The 22995-nt window shown below is 60.5% G+C and carries 16 protein-coding genes; 9 read left to right on the top strand and 7 right to left on the bottom strand.

Annotated features, from left to right (window positions below; all coding sequences use genetic code 11):
• Positions 1–156 precede the first annotated feature (156 nt).
• Together BW978_RS17180 and BW978_RS17175 are read left to right on the top strand one after the other, a co-directional pair.
• Complete coding sequence (locus BW978_RS17180) at positions 157–816, top strand: YggS family pyridoxal phosphate-dependent enzyme (protein ID WP_076397045.1); 660 nt, start codon at positions 157–159, stop codon at positions 814–816.
• A gap of 111 nt (positions 817–927) precedes the next feature.
• Complete coding sequence (locus BW978_RS17175) at positions 928–2865, top strand: propionyl-CoA synthetase (protein ID WP_076397044.1); 1938 nt, start codon at positions 928–930, stop codon at positions 2863–2865.
• Positions 2866–2937: 72 nt separating this feature from the next.
• On the opposite strand, the gene BW978_RS17170 is transcribed toward BW978_RS17175, so the two are convergent.
• Positions 2938–3639 (bottom strand): DUF1013 domain-containing protein, encoded by a 702-nt coding sequence (locus BW978_RS17170; RefSeq protein WP_076397043.1) that lies wholly within the window; start codon positions 3637–3639, stop codon positions 2938–2940.
• A 233-nt stretch (positions 3640–3872) separates the two neighbouring features.
• On the opposite strand from BW978_RS17170, the gene acs reads away from it, so the two are divergent.
• The gene (gene acs / locus BW978_RS17165; protein ID WP_076397042.1) at positions 3873–5825 is read left to right on the top strand and encodes an acetate--CoA ligase; all 1953 of its coding nucleotides are present in this window, start codon (positions 3873–3875) and stop codon (positions 5823–5825) included.
• Between the two features lie 56 nt (positions 5826–5881).
• Here the strand turns inward: acs and BW978_RS17160 are convergent, their stop codons facing one another.
• Positions 5882–6337: a thermonuclease family protein gene (locus tag BW978_RS17160; protein ID WP_076397041.1), complete on the bottom strand. Its 456-nt coding sequence runs from the start codon at positions 6335–6337 to the stop codon at positions 5882–5884.
• Positions 6338–6386: 49 nt separating this feature from the next.
• A complete protein-coding gene (locus BW978_RS17155) occupies positions 6387–6593 on the bottom strand; it encodes a DUF1674 domain-containing protein (protein ID WP_076397040.1) in 207 nt (68 codons plus the stop codon).
• Between the two features lie 125 nt (positions 6594–6718).
• Here BW978_RS17155 and htpX point away from each other — a divergent pair, with 125 nt between their 5' ends.
• The 4 genes from htpX to purH all read left to right on the top strand — a co-directional run bounded on the left by htpX (position 6719) and on the right by purH (position 12644).
• On the top strand, positions 6719–7681 hold the full coding sequence (gene htpX, locus BW978_RS17150) for a zinc metalloprotease HtpX (RefSeq protein ID WP_076397039.1): 963 nt from the start codon (positions 6719–6721) through the stop codon (positions 7679–7681).
• Positions 7672–9060, top strand: coding sequence for an RsmB/NOP family class I SAM-dependent RNA methyltransferase (locus BW978_RS17145; RefSeq protein WP_076397038.1), 1389 nt, complete (start codon positions 7672–7674; stop codon positions 9058–9060). Before htpX ends, BW978_RS17145 begins: the two co-directional genes overlap by 10 nt.
• 190 nt (positions 9061–9250) lie before the next feature.
• Positions 9251–10927 (top strand): heparinase II/III family protein, encoded by a 1677-nt coding sequence (locus tag BW978_RS17140; protein ID WP_076397037.1) that lies wholly within the window; start codon positions 9251–9253, stop codon positions 10925–10927.
• Positions 10928–11027: 100 nt separating this feature from the next.
• On the top strand, positions 11028–12644 hold the full coding sequence (gene purH, locus BW978_RS17135) for a bifunctional phosphoribosylaminoimidazolecarboxamide formyltransferase/IMP cyclohydrolase (protein WP_076397036.1): 1617 nt from the start codon (positions 11028–11030) through the stop codon (positions 12642–12644).
• A gap of 57 nt (positions 12645–12701) precedes the next feature.
• Here purH and BW978_RS17130 read toward each other — a convergent pair whose 3' ends face one another.
• Both BW978_RS17130 and BW978_RS17125 read right to left on the bottom strand, forming a co-directional pair.
• A complete protein-coding gene (locus tag BW978_RS17130) occupies positions 12702–14033 on the bottom strand; it encodes an MFS transporter (RefSeq protein ID WP_244551989.1) in 1332 nt (443 codons plus the stop codon).
• 99 nt (positions 14034–14132) lie between these two features.
• Entirely contained in the window at positions 14133–18920 is a 4788-nt protein-coding gene (locus BW978_RS17125) for an NAD-glutamate dehydrogenase (RefSeq protein ID WP_076397035.1), read from the bottom strand.
• A gap of 187 nt (positions 18921–19107) precedes the next feature.
• Between BW978_RS17125 and pdxY the strand changes: the two genes are divergently transcribed.
• Both pdxY and BW978_RS17115 read left to right on the top strand, forming a co-directional pair.
• Complete coding sequence (pdxY, locus tag BW978_RS17120; RefSeq protein ID WP_076397034.1) at positions 19108–19992, top strand: pyridoxal kinase PdxY; 885 nt, start codon at positions 19108–19110, stop codon at positions 19990–19992.
• Between the two features lie 65 nt (positions 19993–20057).
• A complete protein-coding gene (locus tag BW978_RS17115) occupies positions 20058–20711 on the top strand; it encodes a carbonic anhydrase (protein WP_076397033.1) in 654 nt (217 codons plus the stop codon).
• Between the two features lie 69 nt (positions 20712–20780).
• On the opposite strand, the gene BW978_RS17110 is transcribed toward BW978_RS17115, so the two are convergent.
• Both BW978_RS17110 and BW978_RS17105 read right to left on the bottom strand, forming a co-directional pair.
• On the bottom strand, positions 20781–21602 hold the full coding sequence (locus BW978_RS17110) for a lytic murein transglycosylase (RefSeq protein WP_076397032.1): 822 nt from the start codon (positions 21600–21602) through the stop codon (positions 20781–20783).
• A 178-nt stretch (positions 21603–21780) separates the two neighbouring features.
• A complete protein-coding gene (locus BW978_RS17105; RefSeq protein ID WP_076397031.1) occupies positions 21781–22812 on the bottom strand; it encodes an aspartate-semialdehyde dehydrogenase in 1032 nt (343 codons plus the stop codon).
• Positions 22813–22995: the final 183 nt, after the last annotated feature.

Below are 22995 nucleotides of genomic sequence, written 5' to 3'. Positions count from 1 at the left end.
CCGACCTTCATCATGAAACCGGCCAAGCGTCAAGTTTTTGAGGCATTCGCAAGGCCTTTCCCGCCCAGCGCTTGCCATGGCCGCAGCCTGCCATTAACCCCTTGCCGAAAGATCTGATCACACCAGATATCGGGCAGATGAACACGAGGGTTGGGCATGTCGGTTGAAGAGCGGCTCCAGGACGTCCGGGGCAAAATCGCTAAGGCTGCGCAGGAGGCCGGTCGTGAGCCGGATTCGATTTCACTCGTCGCGGTTTCGAAGACCTTCGATGCCGAGCATATCCGCCCGACGATTGTTGACGGTCAGCGGGTGTTCGGGGAAAACCGCGTGCAGGAAGCCCAGGGGAAATGGCCTGAACTGAAGGCGGAAAATCCTGATCTCGAACTGCATCTGATCGGCCCGCTTCAGTCGAACAAGGCAGCCGATGCTGTCGCGCTTTTCGATGTCATCGAGACAGTCGATCGCGAGAAGATCGCGCGGGCACTTGCGGAAGAGACGAAGCGGCAGGGCCGGTCGATCCGTTATTACATTCAGGTCAATACCGGTCTCGAGCCTCAGAAGGCCGGGATTGCGCCCGATGACGTTGGGTCCTTTGTCGCTCTCTGCCGCGATGAACTTGCGATGCAGGTCGAGGGCCTCATGTGCATCCCGCCAGTCGATGAGAACCCGGGCCCACATTTCGCGCTGCTGGCCAAACTCGCCGAAGAAAACGGGCTTTCGAAGCTGTCGATGGGCATGTCCGGCGATTTCGAGACCGCCATCGGCTTTGGAGCAACAAGCGTCAGAGTCGGATCGGCAATTTTTGGCACACGTTAAGTTGCCTTAGACCTTCGGCATAGCGCTTTGGTCTCTCTTTCCTCCTTCCTTCGTCGATCCTAAAATGACGGTAAAGGCGAAAGCCTCAAGCGTTGTCATGGGAGGATCGACATGCGCGAGAGCTATCAGGACATCTACGATTCCTGGAAGGCAGATCCGGACGGCTTCTGGGCCACGGCTGCGGAACAGGTTCACTGGTTCAAGGCGCCGGAGGCAGTCTTCGACGCCTCACAAGGCACCTATGGTCGCTGGTTTCCCAGTGGAGAGACCAATACCTGCTACAATTGCATCGACCGTCATGTGGAAGCCGGGCGTGGTGCTGATACGGCCGTCATCTATGACAGTCCGATGACCGGTCAAACGGCACGTTACAGTTATGACCAGGTCCTGACCGAAGTCTCGGCGATTGCGGCCGTCTTGCGCAATCACGGCGTCGCCAAGGGCGATAGGGTCATCATCTACATGCCGATGATCCCGGAAGCCGTCTTCTCGATGCTTGCCTGCGCGCGCATCGGCGCGGTGCATTCGGTCGTCTTCGGCGGCTTTGCGGCGCATGAGCTCGCGACCCGCATCGACGATTCCGGCGCCAAAGTGGTGATCGGCGCAAGCTGCGGTCTCGAGCCCGGACGTATCGTTCCCTACAAGCCGATGCTCGACCAGGCCATCGACATGGCGAAGGTGAAGCCTGATTACTGCCTGATTTTGCAGCGCGACCAGTATCACGCGCCGCTGCGTTACGAGCATGGTGATGTCGATCTGGCGCAGGCGATCGAGCAGGAAAAGCTCAACGGCTCGTCTGTCGAATGCGTGCCGGTGGCCGCGACCGATCCGCTTTATGTTCTTTACACCTCGGGAACCACTGGTCAGCCCAAGGGCGTCGTGCGCGACAATGGTGGCCATATGGTCGCTCTCAACTGGACGATGAAGAACATCTACGGCGTCAAGCCTGGAGAAGTCTTCTGGGCCGCCTCCGACATCGGATGGGTCGTCGGCCATTCCTACATTGTCTATGGGCCGCTTTTGGCCGGCAACGCGACGGTGATCTTCGAAGGCAAGCCGGTGGGCACGCCGGATGCCGGCACCTTCTGGCGTGTGGTGAGCGACCACGACGTGAAGGCGCTGTTCACCGCACCGACGGCCTTCCGCGCGATCCGTCGTGACGATCCGGAGGGTGAACATGTCGCGCGCTATGACATCTCCGGTCTTCGCGCCCTCTTCCTAGCCGGTGAGCGTGCCGATCCGGAAACGCTGAAATGGGCGGAACGGATCCTGAAGATACCTGTGATCGACCATTGGTGGCAGACGGAAACGGGTTGGGCGATCGCCGCGAACCCGTCGGGCCTGGGGCTGCTTCCCGTTAAACACGGATCCCCGACAAAGGCCATGCCGGGTTACGCGCTCGACGTGCTCGACGACGCGGGACATCCTGTAGCTCCAGGCACGCTCGGCAACATCGTCGCGAAGCTTCCGCTGCCTCCGGGTTGTCTGGTCACTTTCTGGAATGCCGACGAGCGTTTTCGCACCTCTTGTCTCGAAGAGTTTCCCGGCTACTACAAGACGGCGGATGCCGGCGTCATTGACGACGATGGCTATGTCTTCGTCATGGCCCGCACCGACGACATCATCAATTGTGCCGGTCACCGTCTGTCGACCGGTGCGATGGAAGAGGTCTGCGCCATGCATCCCGATGTTGCGGAATGCGCGGTCATCGGGATTGCCGACGAATTGAAGGGACAGATCCCCTGCGGCTTCCTGATCCTGAAGAAGAATGTGCATCGCGACCATGCTGTGATCGCCAAGGAAGTCGTTCAGTTGGTGCGCGACGAAATCGGGCCCGTGGCAGCTTTCAAGATGGTACTGATGGTCGATCGTCTGCCGAAGACGCGCTCGGGCAAGATCCTGCGTGGGACGATGCAGAAGATCGCCGACGGTCTACCCTGGAAGATGCCCGCGACGATCGACGATCCTGCAATCCTCGACGAGATCACCGCCGTGTTGCAGGCCCATGGTCAGGTTCCGGCATCCTCCAAAACGGTCGCAAGCGCCTGAGCTTTCAGGCGGACAAGAAAAAACCCCGGCCGCCTTGGGCTGCCGGGGTCCATCGCATGAAACGACTTCTGATCAGTACTGGTCGTCTTCGTCGTCATTGTTGCGGTCGGACTTGAGCGACTGCAGCTTGGCAAAGACGGCGTTGGCGTCAATTTTCTTCTCTTCTTCGCGCTCATAGCCGAAGCCGAGGTTCTCAGTCTCGCTGGCAGCCTGGAGCGTCGCGCCGAGTTCGGCAGCGGTCGGCAGCGGACGACCCTTCGATGCCTTTTCGACTTCGAGATCGAGATCGATCTGGCTGCAGAGGCCGAGCGTGACGGGGTCCATCGGGGCGAGGTTGGCAGAGTTCCAGTGCGTGCGTTCGCGGATCTGCTCGATGGTCGACTTCGTGGTGCCGACGAGACGCGAAATCTGGGCGTCCTTCAGTTCCGGATGATTGCGAACCAGCCAGAGGATTGCGTTCGGACGATCCTGGCGCTTCGAGACCGGCGTATAACGCGGGCCGCGACGCTTCGAGTCAGGCACGCGAACCTTGGGTTCCGAGATCTTCAGCTTGTAGTTCACGTCCTTTTCGGCGCGGCCAATCTCGTCGCGCGAGAGCTGGCCGGTTGCGATCGGGTCGAGGCCCTTGATGCCCTGTGCTGCTTCGCCGTCCGCAATTGCCTTCACCTCGAGCGGGTGCAGCTTGCAGAACTGCGCGATCTGATCGAATGACAGCGCGGTATTGTCGACGAGCCATACAGCGGTCGCCTTCGGCATGAGCAGTGTCTGTGCCATGGATACAATCCTTCTGAGGGTCCGCGCCGGTTGTCGCGGGCCGTGGGTTTAAACCACTATTTCCGGGAATTCGGCGTCCTTATAGCGATTATGTAACGAAATTGCAATTCGCGAAGTCACGAATGACCTTTGTCTAATTGCTGGCCATGTTGCACCTGCTATGAATGGCGGCGATAGGCCGGGGAGGACGGTCCTGGTCGCCAGTAGTGGCCCGTCAACATGAGGAGGAATTCATGTCAGCCAAAACCTATCCGGTGCTGAAATCGGCAAAAACCCGCGCTCTGATCGATGAAGACAAGTACCAGAAATGGTATCAGGAGAGCATCGAAGACCCTGAAAAGTTCTGGGGCAAGCACGGCAAGCGGATCGACTGGTTCAAGCCCTACACGAAAGTCAAGAACACGTCGTTTAAGGGCAAAGTCCCGGTCAAGTGGTTCGAGGATGGCCTGACGAACGTCTCCTACAACTGCATCGACCGCCACCTCAAGACGCATGGCGAACAGACCGCCATCATCTGGGAAGGTGACAACCCCTATATCGACAAGAAGATCACCTATAACGAGCTTTACGAGCATGTTTGCCGCATGGCGAACGTCTTGAAAAAGCACGGCGTCAAGAAGGGTGACCGCGTCACCATCTATATGCCGATGATCCCGGAAGCGGCCTATGCGATGCTCGCCTGCGCCCGTATCGGTGCCATCCACTCGGTCGTCTTCGGCGGCTTCTCGCCGGAAGCCCTCGCAGGCCGTATCGTCGACTGCGAATCAACCTTCGTGATTACCTGCGATGAGGGCGTTCGCGGCGGCAAGCCGGTGCCGCTCAAGGAAAATACTGACATTGCGATCGACATCGCCGCCAAGCAGTATGTCATCGTCAACAAGGTTCTCGTCGTGCGCCGCACGGGCGGCAAGATCGGCTGGGCGCCGGGCCGCGACATTTGGCATCACCAGGAAGTGCACACGGTCAAGGCAGACTGCCCCCCCGTAAAGATGAAGGCGGAAGATCCGCTGTTCATCCTCTACACCTCCGGTTCGACGGGCAAGCCGAAGGGCGTCATGCACACGACGGGCGGTTACCTTGTCTATGCCTCGATGACGCATGAATATGTGTTCGATTACCATGAGGGTGACGTCTACTGGTGCACGGCCGATGTCGGCTGGGTCACAGGTCACTCCTACATCGTCTACGGGCCGCTCTCGAACTGCGCTACGACGCTGATGTTCGAAGGCATTCCGACCTTCCCCGATCAGGGACGGTTCTGGGAAGTGATCGAGAAGCACAAGGTCAACATCTTCTACACCGCACCGACCGCGATCCGCTCGCTGATGGGTGCGGGTGATGATTTCGTCAAGCGTTCGGACCGTTCGTCGCTCCGTCTTCTGGGGTCCGTCGGCGAGCCGATCAATCCGGAAGCCTGGGAATGGTATTACAACGTCGTCGGCGAGCAGAAGTCGCCTGTTGTCGATACCTGGTGGCAGACCGAAACCGGCGGGATCATGATCACGCCGCTGCCGGGTGCGACCAATCTCAAGCCCGGTTCGGCAACCAAGCCATTCTTCGGGATCAAGCCCGAGCTTGTCGACAACGAAGGCAATGTTCTGGAGGGGGCGACCGACGGCAATCTGTGCATCACCGACAGCTGGCCGGGACAGGCACGCTCCGTCTATGGCGACCACGACCGTTATGTGCAGACCTACTTCTCCACCTACAAGGGCAAGTACTTCACAGGTGACGGCTGCCGCCGGGACGAAGATGGCTATTACTGGATCACCGGTCGCGTCGACGACGTCCTGAACGTGTCCGGTCACCGCCTGGGAACGGCGGAGGTCGAATCGGCGCTTGTTTCGCACCACCTCGTTTCGGAAGCCGCCGTCGTCGGGTACCCGCACAATATCAAGGGCCAGGGCATCTATTGCTATGTCACCCTGATGTCGGGTCACGAGGGCAATGATGCGCTCCGAGCCGATCTGGTGAAGCATGTGCGGACGGAAATCGGGCCGATCGCGACACCGGACAAAATCCAGTTCTCACCCGGCCTGCCGAAGACGCGCTCGGGCAAGATCATGCGTCGCATTCTGCGCAAGATCGCCGAGGATGATTTCGGTGCGCTCGGCGATACCTCGACGCTGGCCGATCCGGCTGTCGTTGATGACCTGATCGCGAACCGCCAGAACAAGATCGCCTGATCAAAACAGAGCTCAATCAAAAAAGGGGCTTCCGCCGGGAGCCCCTTTTTTTCGTGTCAGTCGCCCGGGCAGGGCCGCTTGCTTTTCGTCCGCCCGTTATAGGGCTCAACCAGACCTGCCTGTAGGAGAAGCTCCGCCGGTCGAGTGCCGTTAGACAATTTGAGATCGGCGACTACGCGGCCGAAATACTTGTCGCCGGAGATTGCGGTCAACTGCACCATCCGCTCGCCCTCGACCAGGCTCGTGAGCTCGCTCTTCGCCTGAAGGGCCACCTCACGGAAGGCCGGGCATTTCGACCGTAGCTCGGGTGCATCGATGCCGCGCAGGCGCACATAGGTGCTGACCTTGTGATCTGGCCAAGGCATTGCTTCCACAAGGACCGTGTCGCCATCGATGACCTTCACCACTTCGGCCGTGACTGGTCCCTTGATCTGGCGGTTCGCTGCACTTACCGGCGCCACGGACGCAAGCATCAGGAAGATTGTCACAGGAGCGAGTGATGATCGGAACATGGTAGGAATGTATTCCGATACTCGACCCAAATCAATAGGTAATCATTCCTCAAAAGTCTATCGCGCGACCCTTGATCTCCCAATCCCCGAAGCGTGCAGGATCGGCACCGCCGCGTCCGCCGATTTCGGGCGGCATCTGCTGAGCCTCCTCCTTCCGGCGTCGCTCTTCCGCTTCGGAGAGTGCCCGTTTCGCAGCCGGGCTCAGTTCACGCGGCTTTTCCTCGACACTGACTTCGGCTTTACGATCTTCTGACATCACATCGTCCTTTGCTGAGAAGGCATTTCGTGCGCAAACATTGAAATTGGGGTCGGCGCTTTTTAAATCAACAGGCGAAAACGGCAATAGAATTGCCAAGAGCGCTGCTTTTAGAGGACCACGACATGAATACCATGCGGACTGCCATGTTGCTTGCCTTCATGACTGCCCTCTTCATGGGCGTCGGCTTCCTGATCGGAGGCAGGGGCGGCATGATGATTGCCTTCGTTGTCGCTGCGGGCATGAACTTCTTTTCCTACTGGAACTCCGACAAGATGGTGCTGCGTGCCTATCGCGCCCAGGAGGTCGACGAGCGGACGGCCCCCGAATTCTACATCATGGTGCGGGACTTGGCGCGCAACGCCGGCCTGCCCATGCCGAAGGTCTATGTCTTCGACAACCCGCAGCCGAATGCCTTTGCGACAGGGCGCAACCCGCAGAATGCAGCCGTTGCTGCTTCCACCGGACTGTTGCAGCGGCTCAGCCCGGAAGAGGTCGCAGGTGTCATGGCGCATGAGCTTGCCCATATCGAGAACCGTGACACGCTGACCATGACCATCACTGCCACACTGGCGGGTGCGATCTCGATGCTGTCGAACTTCGCATTCCTGTTTTCCAGCGGGCGTGACGATCGCAACAATCCGCTCGGCTTTGTCGGTGTCCTCGTCGCGATGATCGTCGCCCCCCTGGCGGCCATGCTGGTCCAGATGGCAATCAGCCGGACGCGCGAATATGCGGCCGACCGCCGCGGGGCGGAGATCTGCGGTCAGCCCCGCTGGCTCGCATCGGCCCTGCAGAAGATCGCCGGCGACGCGTCTCACATCGAGAACGTGGACGCGGAGCGCAATCCGGCGACCGCCCATATGTTCATCATCAATCCCTTGAACGGCCAGCGGATGGACAATCTCTTTTCGACCCATCCCAACACGCGCAATCGTATCGAAGCGCTCATGGCGATGAGCGATATCCGGCCTGGGGGATCGACGCCGCCGGAGGCCCCTGTTAAGGCAACGCGCACTGCGCGTTCTGTTCCGACCACCGGTTGGGGACGCGGTAAAGCCGAACCACCCAAGGGACCATGGTCTTGAACGACACATCGACGGGCAAACCGAAAAGCAAGCACAATGGCAACAGGAAGCATGGAGATCATGCCTCTCGGCAGCCTTTGAAGCCGGGGCTCGAAGCCCGAATTGCCGCAAGCCGGATCCTGGCAGCGGTGATCGATCGGAAAACGTCGCTCGACGGCATGCTGGATTCAGAGCATGGCAATCCTGCATTTTTGCCGTTGAACGATGCCGATCGCGGCCTCGTCAAGGCCATCCTTCAGAGCGCACTGCGCCATCTGCCGCGGATCGAGGCGATTATCGCGGAACTGCTCGACACTCCGCTGCCGGACGGTGCCCGCTCCCTTCATCATCTCCTGATCGTGGCCGCAGCGCAGATGCTCTATCTCGATGTGCCCGACCATTCGGCTGTTGATCTTGCTGTGGAGCAGGCCAATGGCGATCCCAGAAGCCGTCGTTTCTCGAAGCTGGTAAATGCCATCTTGCGCCGCATCGGTCGTGAGAAGGCGGAGCTTCTCGCTGCCGTGGATGATCTTCCCTGCATGCCGGATTGGTTCATGGCGCGCCTGACGGCAGTCTATGGCAATCAGCGAGCGCTTGCGATCGCTGCGTCCCAGCTGGAGTCCCCGACGATCGATTTGACCGTGAAGTCGGATGCAGCCGGCTGGGCTGCGCGGCTTGGCGGACAGGTTTTGCCGACCGGCAGTGTCCGTCTCGAGCGGTTTCGTGGCTCGGTGACCGCGCTCGAAGGTTTCGAGGATGGTGAGTGGTGGGTGCAGGATGCCGCCGCCGCCATCCCGGCAAAGGTGTTCGGTGATCTCACAGGAAAACGGGTTGCCGATCTTTGCGCCGCACCTGGCGGCAAGACGGCACAGCTGGTGCTCGCCGGCGGCGATGTTCTGGCCGTCGAGCAATCTAAGTCGCGCCTGAAGCGTCTGGAGTCCAATCTCCAGCGCTTGGGAGTTTCTGTCGAAATCCGGTGTGCGAACCTGCTCGACCTCGACGAGAACGAGACGTTCGATGCGATCCTGCTCGATACACCCTGTTCGTCGACCGGTACGACACGTCGCCACCCGGATGTACTCTGGACGAAGAGTGCGGCCGATATCGCCAAGCTTGCCGAGCTGCAGGAGAAGTTGCTGCGTCATGCGGTAACTCTGTTAAAGTCGGGTGGGCGTCTGGTCTTCTCCAACTGCTCCATTGACCCTTCTGAAGGCGAAGAGATCGTTGCCCGGGTGTTGGCAGAGATCCCCGACCTGCGCCTGCAGCCGATCGACCCGGCCGACTGGCCCGGGCTGGAAGCAGCGATCACCGCCAAGGGTGAATTCAGGACCACGCCCGACATGCTTCGAGAAAATGGCGGGCTTGATGGCTTCTACGCCGCGGTCATTGCTAAAATTTAACTAATATCTCAATAAACCTGTTGGGAAGTCTGCGTGAACGTGGACCGTTGCTCCGCATGACCGGGGCACGGCGATATGACTTGTCATTTCGTGCCCATCGCCAGGAGCCCGAAGGCCCCATCCCTTCGTATTGCTCGGGCTCGGACAACCGGAATGGCTGGATCATCATGATCTGGTGACAGGAACCATTATGCGAATCAATGATCGCGTCCGACTGATTTCGCTGCACGTCGCCGAAACCTGGCGACGCATGCGGCAGGCGGCTGCCATCGTTATGCCTTCGGCGGTGCAGCGCGGGGCTTTCCGCATAAACCGAGTCGTCGTGGCTCCGACAGATCTCAGGGCGATCGACTCGTTTGTGGCGGATGAGATCGTCAACGGTCGCTTTCCACTCGCCGGGCGTGTTCTGGATACCGAGGGTCAATCTCCCTTCGAACTGGAGCTGCCGTCCGTCCAGTTTGCACGCCGCCTGCACGGTTTTGGCTGGCTGCGCCATATTCGTGCCGACAAGACCGCTGCCGCCTGTGACAATGCGCGATGGATCACGGACCAGTGGATCAGCCTGCATGGCGGCCGTAGCAAGGGTGTCGCCTGGGACAATGAGGTCGTGTCCCGGCGGATCATCAGCTGGCTTTCACATTCACCGATCGTGCTGCACGAAGCCGACGCTGGCTTCTACCGTCGGTTCACGTCCTCACTTGGACAGCAGGTGCGCCACCTTCAGCGCCGTGCCGATTCGATGCCCGACGGCCTCCCGCGCCTCAAGGCGCGCATCGCGATCGCCATGGCGTCGATCGCAGCCGAGGCGCGTCCGGCGGCAGTCCGCCGCGCGGGACGGTTGCTTGATCTGGAGCTTGAACGGCAGGTTCTGGCGGATGGAAGCCATGTCTCCCGCAATCCGCAGGCCTCTGTCGATCTGCTTTTCGACCTTCTGCCGCTGCGCCAAAGCTACATCAACCTCGGACATGAGGTTCCCGCCAAGCTTATTCCGGTCATCGACCGCATGTACCCGGCCGTGCGCTTCTTCCGCCACAGCAGCGGCGATGTAGCTCTGTTCAACGGGGCGAGTTCGTCGCTGGCAACCGATCTCATGAGTGTTCTTAGATATGACGAGACGGCTGGGCAGCCCTTCAAGGCCTTGCCGCATGGGGGCTATCAGCGGCTTTCCGGTGGTGACACGACGATCCTGGTCGACACAGGCAAACCCCTCTCGGCACGGCTTTCGAGCACGGCCCACGCCGGTTGTCTCTCGTTCGAATTGTCCTCTGGACGAAACCGGTTCCTCATCAACAGCGGCTCACCGCGCTTTGCAGGGGAGCGTCTCCGCCAGCTGGCGCGTGCTACGGCTGCCCATAGCACCGTGTGCATTGGTGACGTTTCCTCGGCGCGGATCGCGCAGTCGTCCCGCCTCGGCACGATCATGCTGTCGGGCCCCTCTAAAATCGAGGTCGAACGACAGACCGGTCCCGATGGCAGTGACCGGCTGTCCGCACGGCACGACGGTTATGTGAAGCGCTTCGGTGTCCTGCATGAGCGAGAGATCCGCATCAACGAGCAGGGCACCAAGATCGCAGGTCGTGATCGTCTCCTCTTGCCGGACGGGTTGCCGACACCCAATCTGCCGGGTGCAGAGGTCATTGCGCGTTTCCATGTTCATCCGACGATCACCGTTGAGCGTTCCGACGATCGGAAGATCAGGCTCGTAGCTCCTGATGGCGAGAGCTGGTCCTTCTCCATCCCGGTCGGCGAAATCGCCATTGGTGAAGATGTCTTCTTCGCCGATGTTTCGGGCATCCGTCCGTCGCAGCAGCTGGAGATCGTCTTCGAGGGGCCGGAAATACGCTGGTTTCTCGCGCATCACGCCTGATGGCGGGCATCTTGCGGTTTCCTCACAGGTGAAGCTGTGCTAGGCGGCGGCATCGCGCCCGCTGCCGCATTTCCGGGCGCCCGCCAGCTCGGAGTGAACCATGGCCGTCGTTTCCAAAAAGATCCCCGCCCCTGACCTCGTGCGCGTGCGTACCGCACTCCTCTCGGTGTCCGACAAGACCGGTATCGTCGAATTCGCGCAGGCGCTGCACCAGCGCGGCGTACGTCTTCTGTCGACTGGCGGCACCCACAAGGCTCTTGCTGCGGCCGGCTTGCCGGTCATCGACGTCTCCGAGATCACGGGCTTCCCCGAGATCATGGATGGCCGCGTCAAGACGCTCCATCCGCTGGTCCATGGCGGTCTGCTGTCGATCCGGGATGATGCAGACCATGTCGAGGCAATGAAGGCGCATGGCATCGAGGCCATCGATCTCTCTGTGATCAATCTCTATCCGTTCGAACAGGTTCGCGCCGCCGGCGGTGACTATCCGACCACCGTTGAAAACATCGACATCGGTGGACCCGCCATGATCCGCGCTTCGGCGAAGAACCACGCCTATGTCACCGTCGTCACCGATGCTGCCGACTATGCCGAGGTGATTGCCGCGCTCTCCGAAAATGACGGCCAGACGACCTATGCGCTGCGTCAGCGGCTCGCGGCCAAAGCTTATGCCCGCACCGCCGCCTATGACACTGCGATCTCCAACTGGTTTGCAGAAGCGCTCGAGATCGAGATGCCTGCCTATCGGACCGTTGGCGGCGTCTTGAAGGAAAAGATGCGCTACGGCGAGAACCCGCATCAGAGCGCGGGCTTCTATGTCACCGGCGACAATCGCCCCGGCGTCGCAACCGCGACGCTGCTGCAGGGCAAGCAGCTTTCCTACAACAACATCAACGATACCGACGCGGCGTTCGAACTCGTCGCCGAGTTTCCGCCGGAAAACGGTCCAGCCTGCGCGATCATCAAGCATGCCAATCCTTGCGGCGTCGCCACAGGCGCGAGCCTGGTCGAGGCCTACAAGCGAGCGCTCGCCTGTGACAGCACCTCGGCGTTCGGCGGCATCATCGCGCTCAACCAGCTCCTCGACGCCGAGACCGCGCAGGAAATCGTCAAGCTCTTCACCGAAGTGATTATTGCGCCTGAAGTCACCGACGAGGCCAAGGCGATCATCGCCGCCAAGCCAAACCTGCGCTTGCTCACCACGGGCGCCCTGCCCGATCCGCGCGCCCGCGGCGTCATGGCCAAGACGGTCTCCGGTGGTCTGCTTGTGCAGAGCCGTGACAATGTCATGGTCGAGGATCTCGACCTCAAGGTGGTGACCAAGCGCGCGCCGACTGCGATCGAGCTTGAGGATATGAAGTTCGCCTTCAAGATCGCCAAGCATGTGAAGTCGAATGCCGTCATCTACGCCAAGGATGGCCAGACGGCCGGCATCGGCGCCGGCCAGATGAGCCGCGTCGATTCCGCCCGCATTGCAGCGCTGAAGGCCGAGGACGCCGCTAAGGCGCTTGGCCTGGCGGCACCGCTGACCAAGGGCTCGGCGGTTGCGTCAGAGGCCTTCTATCCCTTCGCTGACGGTCTTCTGGCCGCGATTGCTGCGGGTGCCACGGCTGTCATCCAGCCCGGTGGTTCAATGCGCGACGAAGAAGTGATTGCAGCTGCCGACGAACATGGCGTGGCGATGGTCTTTACCGGTGTTCGCCATTTCCGTCACTGAGCGGGCGCGATCGCGGATGAAATGAAAGGCCGGTGGGGCGATCCACCGGCCTTTTTTTTACAGGCTCGTCCCCTTGTCCGTTGCCGGGTAATTCGTCCTCAAGAGAAGGACGAGGCCGCCAATCAGAAAAACCAGCAGTGTGGCCATGCCGGCGCGTGGCGAGCCGGACCATGCGGTGACTACCGAAAAGGAGAGCGTCGCGAGGAAGCTCGTCGCCCGACCTGACAGGGAGTAGATGCCGAAATAACGGCCGGCTTCGTGCAGTTCGACGCTGCGGGCGAGATAGGAGCGGGACGAAGCCTGGACAGGGCCGAAGGACATACCAATCAACAGGCCGTAGAGGACGTAGGCCTTTTCGGCGGGGGTGGCGAACAGTCCGTCGGTACCTGTGATTGGCAGGCTCACCATCCCGAAGAGGGTGAAGTCGACGCCGGTCGAGATGATCCCGAAGGTGGCAATGATCAGCAATCCCACGCTCACCAGGACGACCACCTTGGAGCCAAGTGCCCTATCCACCCGACCGGCCACGAGGCAGCCGAAGATCGCGACGATATTGAGGATGATCCCGTAGATGCCGATTTCCATGGTCGACCAGCCGAACATGGCGGCAGCAAAGACACCGCCCAGCACGAGAAGTCCGTTGACGCCATCCTGATAGATCATCCGGGCGATGAGGAAACGCAGGATGTTGCTGCGATGGCGCAATTCGCCAAGTGTCGAGCGGATCTCGCGAAGACCCGACCGGACGGCCGCACCTAAAGGTTTGCCTTTCGCTGCATCCGGGGTGAAGAGAAACATCGGCAGGATGAAGATCAGATACCAGACGGCGGAAATCGGGCCGGTGATGCGAGCATCCTCGCCCGCTACCGGGTCGAGCCCGAACAGTGGATCGAGCCCCATCAGCGTCTTTCCGGTTGTCGGGTTGCCGGCAAGGAAGAGCACCACGAAGATCAGGACGATCATGCCGCCCATATAGCCCATGCCCCAGGCGATGTTGGACACCCGCCCGACATCCTGCTGGCTGACGAGGCGCGGCATCATGGAATCGTTGAAGACGATGGAAAATTCCGCCGCGATGCTGGCGAGGATCATCAACAACATCACCAAAGCGACGGGCGATCCCGGAGCGGCGGTCCAGAGAAGGGCGAGGCAGGCGATCTTGATCAGCGCGAAGAAGGCGATCCAGGGCTTTCGCGACCCGGACTCATCGGCAATCGATCCGAGAATGGGTGCTAGGATGGCGATGATGATGCCCGCAATCGTCGCCTGATTGCTCCAGGCCGTCTGGGCGCTCACCGGATCATCGGTCATCCGCGAGACGAAGTAGGGCCCGAAGATGAAGGTCGTGACGACGGTGAAGAAGGGTTGCGCTGCCCAGTCAAAAAACATCCAGCCACGGACACCCCTGTCGATGGGGCCGTGGCTGGTCTTCACGTCTTCACTTGTCGTCACAGGCACCCCCAGAGGCTCTAAAACCCCGGGACAGTGTCACCTCACGTGGTCCTGTGCAAGATCACCCAGAAGTCCGGCAGCGACCGCGAGCTTGGAAATGCTCGGTTCGCCGCTGTCGACGATCGAGGCCAGTTCCTTGCCGATCCGCTCGACACGGTTCTTATCGGTCGCGATCCATGCCTGAACCGGTTGTGGATCCTTGCCGTGGCTCGTCAGCGCCACACAGACGATCTGTCTGCGTGCCTGACCGATCCGGTCGAGGCTGCGCGTCAGGGCCAGACTGTCATAGTGGTCCGTCGTCTGGATCCTTCCGGCATTCTCGATGATGCGGCCGATACGGAAGGCCTCGGAGACAGCGAAGAAGCCGCGCATGGCTCCGGCGAAGTCAGCGCCGGTGCGTTCGGCAATCTGCAGGATCTCGGGTAGCAGTTGCATGGTCTGTAGATTGACGACTTCGGTTGCCAGGGCTTGCGGTGCGCCAGCTTCGATGAGCGCGGCGATCTGGTCGTCGAAGTGCTGGCGAAGGGCGGCCGGAACCGTCTTCTTGAACACGGGTGATGCCGAAGCCACCGCAGCCTTCAACTGCGTCACGGCATCGCCGATCGATCCCTTGACGAAGCCGGTGTCGATCAGCAGCCGGGTCATGGCCGCATAGATCTCCGAGATGATCGCATAGAGCCTGTTCTGCGTCTGCCCCGGGATGCGGGCGTCCAGTGCATCGATCTTGTCCCAGAGCGGCGTCAGACCGAGCGCCTCGCGGGTGACCAGTGCGGCCTTGACGACGGTGTCAGGAGAGCTCCCCGTCGCGTCGCAGACCGAAACGACAAAGCCGGGGCCGCCACGGTTGATGGCGTGGTTGGCGAGAACCGTCGCGATGATTTCACGGCGGAGGCGATGACCAGCGATGTCGCTCGCAAAGCTATCGCGCATGGCGGCCGGGAAGTAGTTGAACAGCGTTGCCTCGCAATAGCTGTCGTCCGGAAGATCCGACTCGATCAGCTGATCGAAGAGCACGATCTTCGCATAGGAGAGAAGCACGCCGATTTCCGGTCGGGTCAGCGCCTTACCCGAGACGTAGCGCTCTGCGACGCCTGCGGAATCCGGAAGTGTCTCGACCTTGCGGTTGAGGCGCCCCATGCCCTCCAGGTAATCCATGAGCCGGCTCAGCTCTTCGCGGTTGCCGGCTCCCTTGGCCTCGGTGAGCGAGATCGACAGCGACTGGAGGTAGTTGTTGCGGAGCACGAGTTCTGCCACTTCGTCCGTCATCTCGGCGAGCAGCACATTGCGCTTCTCCCGTGGCAGACGCCCTTCCAGCATGGCCGGGCTCAGGGCGATCTTGATGTTGACCTCGACGTCCGAGGAATTCACCCCAGCCGAGTTGTCGATCGCATCGGAATTGCAGCGGCCACCATTCAAGGCGTAGGCGATTCGGCCTTTCTGGGTGACGCCGAGGTTTGCACCTTCGCCGATGACCTTGGCGCGGACATCCGTAGCGCTGACACGGATCGCATCATTGGCGCGATCACCGACTTCGGCGTCGGTCTCCGCCGCCGCCTTGATGTAGGTGCCGATGCCGCCGAACCAGAGAAGATCAACCGGCGCCTTCAAGATCGCCGTCATGATGTCCATTGGCGTTGCGGTGGTCGTTGCAAGACCGATGGCCTCGGCCGCCTCCGGGGTGAGTTTGACGGATTTCTCGGCACGAGAGATGATCATCGCCCCGGCCGACAGGGTCGAGCGGTCGTAGTCCTGCCAACTGGAACGTGGCAGGTTGAACATCCGCTTGCGTTCGGCAAACGAGATGGCCGGATCGGGATTGGGATCGATGAAGATGTCGCGGTGGTCAAAGGCCGCGATCAGCCTGATCTGTTCCGACAGCAGCATGCCGTTGCCGAAGACGTCGCCCGACATGTCGCCGACGCCAGCCACGGTGAACGGCGTCTTCTGGATATCGGTATCGATTTCACGGAAGTGACGCTTGACCGTCTCCCAGGCGCCGCGGGCGGTGATGCCCATCTTCTTGTGGTCGTATCCGGCGGAACCGCCAGAGGCAAAGGCATCGTCGAGCCAGAAGCCCGCTTCCTGGGCCAGACCGTTCGCCGTATCCGAGAAGGTCGCCGTGCCCTTGTCGGCGGCAACGACGAAATAGGGATCATCGCCATCCGGCCGGAGGGTCTCCGCTGGCGGAACGATCTCACCAGCAACGATGTTGTCGGTGATCGACAGGAGGGTGCGAATGTAGGTCTTGTAGGCTTCCGTGCCGGCTGCGAACCAGGCTTCGCGGTTGGTCGCAGGCGGGAGCTGTTTGGGGAAGAAGCCGCCCTTCGCACCGACCGGCACGATCACGGCATTCTTGACTTGCTGCGCCTTGACGAGGCCAAGCACTTCCGTGCGGTAGTCCTGCGCGCGATCCGACCAGCGCAGACCGCCTCGGGCAACCTTGCCGAAGCGCAGATGGACGCCTTCGACCTCGACGCCGTAGATAAAGATTTCGCGGAAAGGACGCGGTTCGGGCAGGCCTTCCAGCTTGTGCGGATCGAACTTGAAGGCAAGCATCGGGCGATCGCTCTGTTGATAGCCCTTCTGGTAGAAATTGGTTCTGAGTGTCGCCTCGATCCCATTGATGTAGCGACGCACGATGCGGTCTTCATCAAGGATCTTGACGTCGTTCAGCTTGCTTTCCAGCGCGTCAAGCAGTTCTGCGTGGCGGGTCTTGCGGCTTTTCTCAGCCAGCGAGACATCGAAGCGGTTCTTGAAGAGTGTCACCAGGTCGGCTGCGATGGCCGGGTGTTTGGTCAGCGTTTCCGCCATGTAGGTCAGGGGATAGACCGCGCCGGCCTGCCGGAGATAGGCGGCATAGGCCCTCAGTACCGATGCTTCGCGGGCAGTGACGCTTGCCGCCAGGATCAGGCGGTTGAATGCGTCGTTATCGACCGCACCCGTAAAGGCCGCAAGAAAGGCCTCTTCAACCTGTGCCGCATGTTGCTTGATGTCGAAGTTTATCCCGTCTGGAACCTGCAGTTCCATGTCGTGGAGAACGACAACACTCTGGTCGTCGTCGGAGCGACCGATGCCGATGTCGAAGGTGCGCTCGCTGATCACCCGGAAACCGAGGTTTTCAAGCAGAGGCACACGACGGGACAAGGGCAGATGATCACCCATGTGGAAGATCTTGAGATAGAGAAGCGGGCCGCGCTCGTCCGTCACCTGGTGGAATTCGAGCGACAGCGGGGCTCCTGCGATGCAGGCCTTGATGTGCTTGAGATCGCTGACTGCCTCTTCGGGGGTAAAGGCTTCCTCGAATGCCTGCCCCACTTCAAGCGTCGGCGCGCCTTTGCCGGCAAGGGCCGCGAACCGATCCGCCCAGCGAGCAGTGATCTGGCGAACCGCCTCTTCAAGCGTCGCCTGGGGGATCTGCGGCGTCGTCCCTTCGCGTCGGCCGATGATGATGTGCACGCGGGCCACGCCGCCTTCGGGGAAGGCCGGATAGAAGGCTGAAACATGCCCCTTGTAGACGGACTGGAAGTAGAGGCCGATCTTCTCGCGGACCATGGAGTTGTAGTCTTCACGGGGGACGTAAACGATCAGGGAGACGAAGCGATCGAAATGGTCGATGCGCGGCAAGACGCGCACCCGCGGGCGTTCGGAAAGATCGTTGATCTGTTCGCAGAACTTTGCCAGCAGGTCGGGTGTGATCTGGAAGAGATCGTCGCGGGGATAGTTTTCCAGCGTGTTCTGCAGCATGCGGCCGGAATGGCTGCGGGGGTCGAAGTCGAAGTGCGAGACGACCTTCTCCACCTTGGCGCGCAAGAGCGGGATCTGATTGACCGAGCGCGTATAGGCGGTGGCTGTAAACAGGCCGACGATGCGGAGCTCGCCTGCGACCTTGCCGTTCGGTCCGAAGCGCTTGATGCCGACATAGTCCATGTAGGCGCGGCGGTGGACGACGGATTTGACATTCGCCTTGGTGACGATGAGGTAGTCGGGACCTTGCAGGAAGGCGAGGATCTCGGGGGTCGTCGTGACTTGGTTCTGCCCCTGGCGAAGCACGCGAACATCAGGGTCCGAGAGAATGCCGAGGCCGCTGCCCTTGTCGCGCTCAACGGTCGCTTCGGCTCCATCGCCCGAATAGGTGTATTCCCGCATGCCGAGGAAGGTGAAATTGTTGTTGCGGAGCCACTCGATGAAGGCAACCGCCTCGTCGCGCTCGGCTTCGGTCCGCCCGGCAGACAGGTCCCGAAGCTCGGAAAGCGCTGTTTCCAGCAGATTGAGCATCGGCTTCCAGTCAGTCGCCGCCATCTTGACCTGCGCCAGCACGTTCTGGAGCCGCCCTATCAAATCGGCGGACTGCTCCGCTGAGAGCGGCGCCAGATGAAGTTGAATATAGCTGACCTTGATCGCACCTTCCGGATCGGAGTCCGGGTTCGACAGCGAGATGTCACCGCGCGGTGTCACGGCAAGGATAGGATGGACCGCCATATAGATGTCGCGATAGTGGCTGGTCACTTCGCCCATCAGCGAATCGTAGAGGAAGGACTTGTTGTGGTCGACGATGGAGAGAACGCTGACCGGGATGCCGTTCGGGCTCACGCCCTTGATGGTATCGATGCTGATATGGGGTGTCGTGCGATCCCAACCCGCAATGTCATTTGCGGCTCTCGAAGCCGATCGCGCCAGCATCGACGCTTCGTAGCGATCCAGATCGTCGTTGCTCGCTCTTCCGAATATGACTTTGGGCGACACATGGGCGCCGCCCTGTTCTCGCGCCATCTTCTCCGCATTTTCCAGCAATTCGTCCCGCTTGCTGAACCCGGTCCTGCCCATGTACCCCTCCGTAAATCGCGCCTTTGCGCGTCATCTTCACGCAAATGGCTTGCAAAAGTATGTATGGAACAGAAATAGAAAAAAATCAGGCGAAAATATGCGGTCAAATTCGTAAAAATCAGGAAATTTTTGTACCATATGGTGCTTTTCCAGTTCGATTGCTGGGCGATAGGGTGAATCACACAAAATGCGCGAAATGAACAAGGGTGCAGTCATCGTCGTCTCGAGCCATGTTGTCCGCGGATCCGTCGGCAACAGAGCTGCCGTGTTCGCCCTGGAAGTCCTGGGTCGGCCAGTCTGGGCACTTCCGACAATCGTGCTTCCCTGGCATCCGGGACATGGTCCAGCGACGCGCCTACGATTTCCCGATGACGACTTCGACAGCGTGATCGATGACCTGATCAGGGCGCCCTGGCTCGGAGAGGTTTCCGCCATCTTGTCCGGATACTTCGGCAGCGCCCGCCAGCCAGCAGCCGTGGCCCGTCTCGTTGAGGCGGCCAAACAGAAAAACCCGGATCTGCTCTATGTCTGCGATCCCGTTATCGGCGATCTCGGGGGACTTTACGTGCCGGTCGAAACTGCAACGGCCATTCGAGAGCGGCTCATTCCCCTCGCCGATCTTGCGACACCCAATCGCTATGAACTGCAGTGGATGGCAGGACGTGAGCTGCCAAGCAATCAGGCGATCATCGAAGCGGCGGGCGATCTCGGACCGAAACGTATGCTGGTCACCTCCGCGGTGCCAATGATGGCCAAGGGGACAGGAAACCTCCTGCTCAGCGGTCGCTCGGCCCTGCTCGCCGAGCACCGGCTTATCGACAATCCGCCAAACGGTCTGGGCGATCTCCTGGCCGCCGTCTTTCTGGCGCGTCTTCTCGAAGGCATGGACGAAGAAAAGGCGCTGCAACTGGCGACGTCCAGTGTCTTCGAAATTCTGATGCAAACAGCCAAGCGTGGCGGTGACGAGCTGACCCTGGAGAGTGACGCATCCAGCCTTTCGACGCCCATCGCCATGGTACAGATGCGCCGCCTCTTGCATCCCGCCCTGCGGAGGCCCGGCAAAGGGTCCTGATTTCCCTGGCAATTCTCTGGCGGCACTCGGTTGCCAGGGCCGTTCACGCGCTGTAATCGGTAGGGATGAGCCATTTTCCCTCCGCACTTCTCAACGGTTACCGCAACTTCATGAGCGGCCGGTATCACGATCAGCGTGATCGCTATCGCGCGCTCGCCGAGCAGGGGCAAAAGCCCAATACGCTGGTGATTGCGTGCTGCGATTCCCGGGCTGCGCCCGAGGTAATCTTCGATTCCATTCCGGGCGAGCTCTTCGTTGTCCGTAATGTCGCCAACATGGTGCCGCCCTACGAGCCGGACGGACAGTACCACTCGACCTCGGCGGCCCTCGAATTCGCCGTTCAGGCCCTGCGTGTGCAGGACATCATCGTCATGGGCCACGGGCGATGCGGTGGTATTCGTGCAGCCCTCGACCCTAACGCAGAGCCGCTCTCACCGGGTGACTTCATCGGCAAATGGATGAATCTCGTCGCGCCCGCTGCCGAGCAGATCCAGGGTAACTCGACCATGACCCCCGCCGAGCGGCAGACGGCGCTTGAGCGCATCTCCATCCGCAATTCGATTGCCAATCTGCGGACATTCCCGTGTGTGAAGATCCTCGAGGAGCGCGGCAAGCTGCGCATCCACGGTGCCTGGTTCGACATCAGCAATGGGGAATTATGGGTCATGGACCCTAAGACGAAAGACTTTGAACGCCTCGGGGCAGAGCCTAATAGCTGATCACCCGGTCAGGCGCTTGTATCACCTGAAATGCGAAACGGCGGCTCGTGGCCGCCGTTTGCTTGTCGATTATTCGGCGTCGATCTGCGCGCCGATATAGGCAATTGCCTGCTGGTAGACGCCTGCGGCATTCCAGCCCTGGATGGCGGCGTAGTTCGGCTCACCCTGCTGATAGCCGGCGCCTGGCTGCCAGCCGTGGCCGCGCAAAAAGTTTGCGGTCGATGCTAGAGCGTCGGTGCGCGAACGGACCATGTCGATATGGCCATCGCCGTCGCCGTCGACACCGAAGCGAATGACGTTGCGCGGCAGAAACTGTGTCTGGCCGATTTCGCCGTGGGCTGCGCCCTTGGCGTTCACATCGAGGTTGCCAGCCTGAACGAGTTCCAGTGCTGCGTAGAACTGATCGGTAAAGAATGCGCTGCGGCGGCAATCGAAGGCGAGCGTGGCGACGGCTGAGAGGGTGTGCTCCTTGCCGAGGAATGAGCCGAATCCGGTCTCCATGCCCCAGATGGCGATCAGCGGACCGGCTGGTACGCCATAACGCTTCTCAAGCCGTGCGAAGAGAGCCGCGTTGTTCTTCTTCATCGTCTTGCCGCGGTTGATGATGGTCTGCCCGCCACGCTTCTGCATGAACTGGTCGAAGGACAGCTTGAAGCTCTTCTGACCGCGGTCGGCACTGATCGTGCTGCGGCTATAGTTGATGGAGGAGAAGACCCGGTCGAGCATGCGCGGGCTGAAACCCTGGGCGGCAGCCTGTTGCTTGAACGCGGCGCTCCAATCTTCAAAGCCTGCGGATGTGTTGCTGCAAGCAGCGGCGGCGGCGTGTTGCGTGCCGGCGAACAGCGCGACGACGGAAACGAGAGCCGCCGACAGAGTGGAAGTCAGTCGCATTGAAGCCTCATAACGGACTGTGGAGGGGCGATTCGGCCGAACCATGCCAGTGAAAGATGACTCTGTCATCCGGCGTTAGCTAATGTAGGGCCGCGAAGGTCTCAAATCGGATCACTTTCAGCTGAAAGCGCCGTGCGAGGCTTCCCGCGTTCAATCGGGAAGCCTCTGCTGCAATAGATCAAGCGGCTGCGCGGGGCTTGATCAAGCCGCGATTGACGAGCAGCTCGGCAATCTGGATGGCGTTGAGGGCTGCACCCTTGCGCAGGTTGTCAGAGACAACCCACATGTTGAGACCGTTCTCAACCGTCGCATCCTCGCGGATACGGGAGATATAGGTTGCATCTTCGCCGGCGCATTCGACGGGCGTGATGTAGCCGCCGTTTTCATGCTTGTCGATGACAAGGCAACCCGGAGCATCGCGCAGGATGTCGCGTGCCTGATCTGCGGTGATTTCATTCTCGAATTCGATGTTGACCGATTCCGAATGGCCGATGAAGACAGGAACGCGCACGGCTGTGCAGGTCACCTTGATCTTAGGATCGAGCATCTTCTTGGTTTCGGCCAGAACCTTCCATTCTTCCTTCGTGTAGCCGTCTTCCATGAAGCTATCGATGTGTGGAATAACGTTGAAGGCAATGCGCTTGGTGAACTTCTTCGATTCTACCGGATCGGCGACGAAGACGGCGCGGGTCTGCCGGAACAGCTCGTCCATGCCTTCCTTGCCGGCGCCTGATACGGACTGGTAGGTCGAGACGACGACGCGCTTGATCTTGGCGACATCATGCAGCGGCTTCAGAGCTACGACGAGCTGGGCGGTCGAGCAGTTCGGATTGGCGATGATGTTGCGCTTCTTGAAATCGACGATGGCGTCCGGATTGACTTCCGGAACGATCAGCGGAACGTCCGAATCGTAACGCCAGGCCGAGGAGTTGTCGATGACAACGCAGCCCTGCGCGCCGATCTTCGGCGACCACTTCTGGGAGATGGTGCCACCGGCCGACATCAGGCAAATGTCCGTGTCGGAGAAATCGTAATTGTCGAGGTTGGAAACCTTCAGGACCTTGTCACCGAAGGACACTTCCGTGCCCTGCGAGCGCGCCGAGGCAAGTGCCACGACTTCCGATACCGGAAAGCCGCGCTCCGAGAGGATGTTCAGCATTTCGCGCCCGACATTGCCGGTTGCGCCTACGACTGCAATCTTGAAACCCATGTCTATGCTCTCTTTCTGTCTCTCCTCGGGTGGTGAGGGGGAAGCTCGCGACGGGTGCGCAACCTTCCTTGTCCCCGGCCGTGCCGGGGAGAGAGCGGTGGCCGAAGACGTCAGACGGTTTTCGTCGTCGTTTTGGCCTTGGTCGTGGATGCAAGAGAAAGGCATGCGCCACCGGCAGCAGAC

The sequence above is a fragment of the Rhizobium sp. RU33A genome, from assembly GCF_900156055.1.
In the GTDB taxonomy this organism is placed as follows: Bacteria; Pseudomonadota; Alphaproteobacteria; order Rhizobiales; family Rhizobiaceae; genus Allorhizobium.
This window is presented reverse-complemented; position numbering and strand designations above follow the sequence as displayed.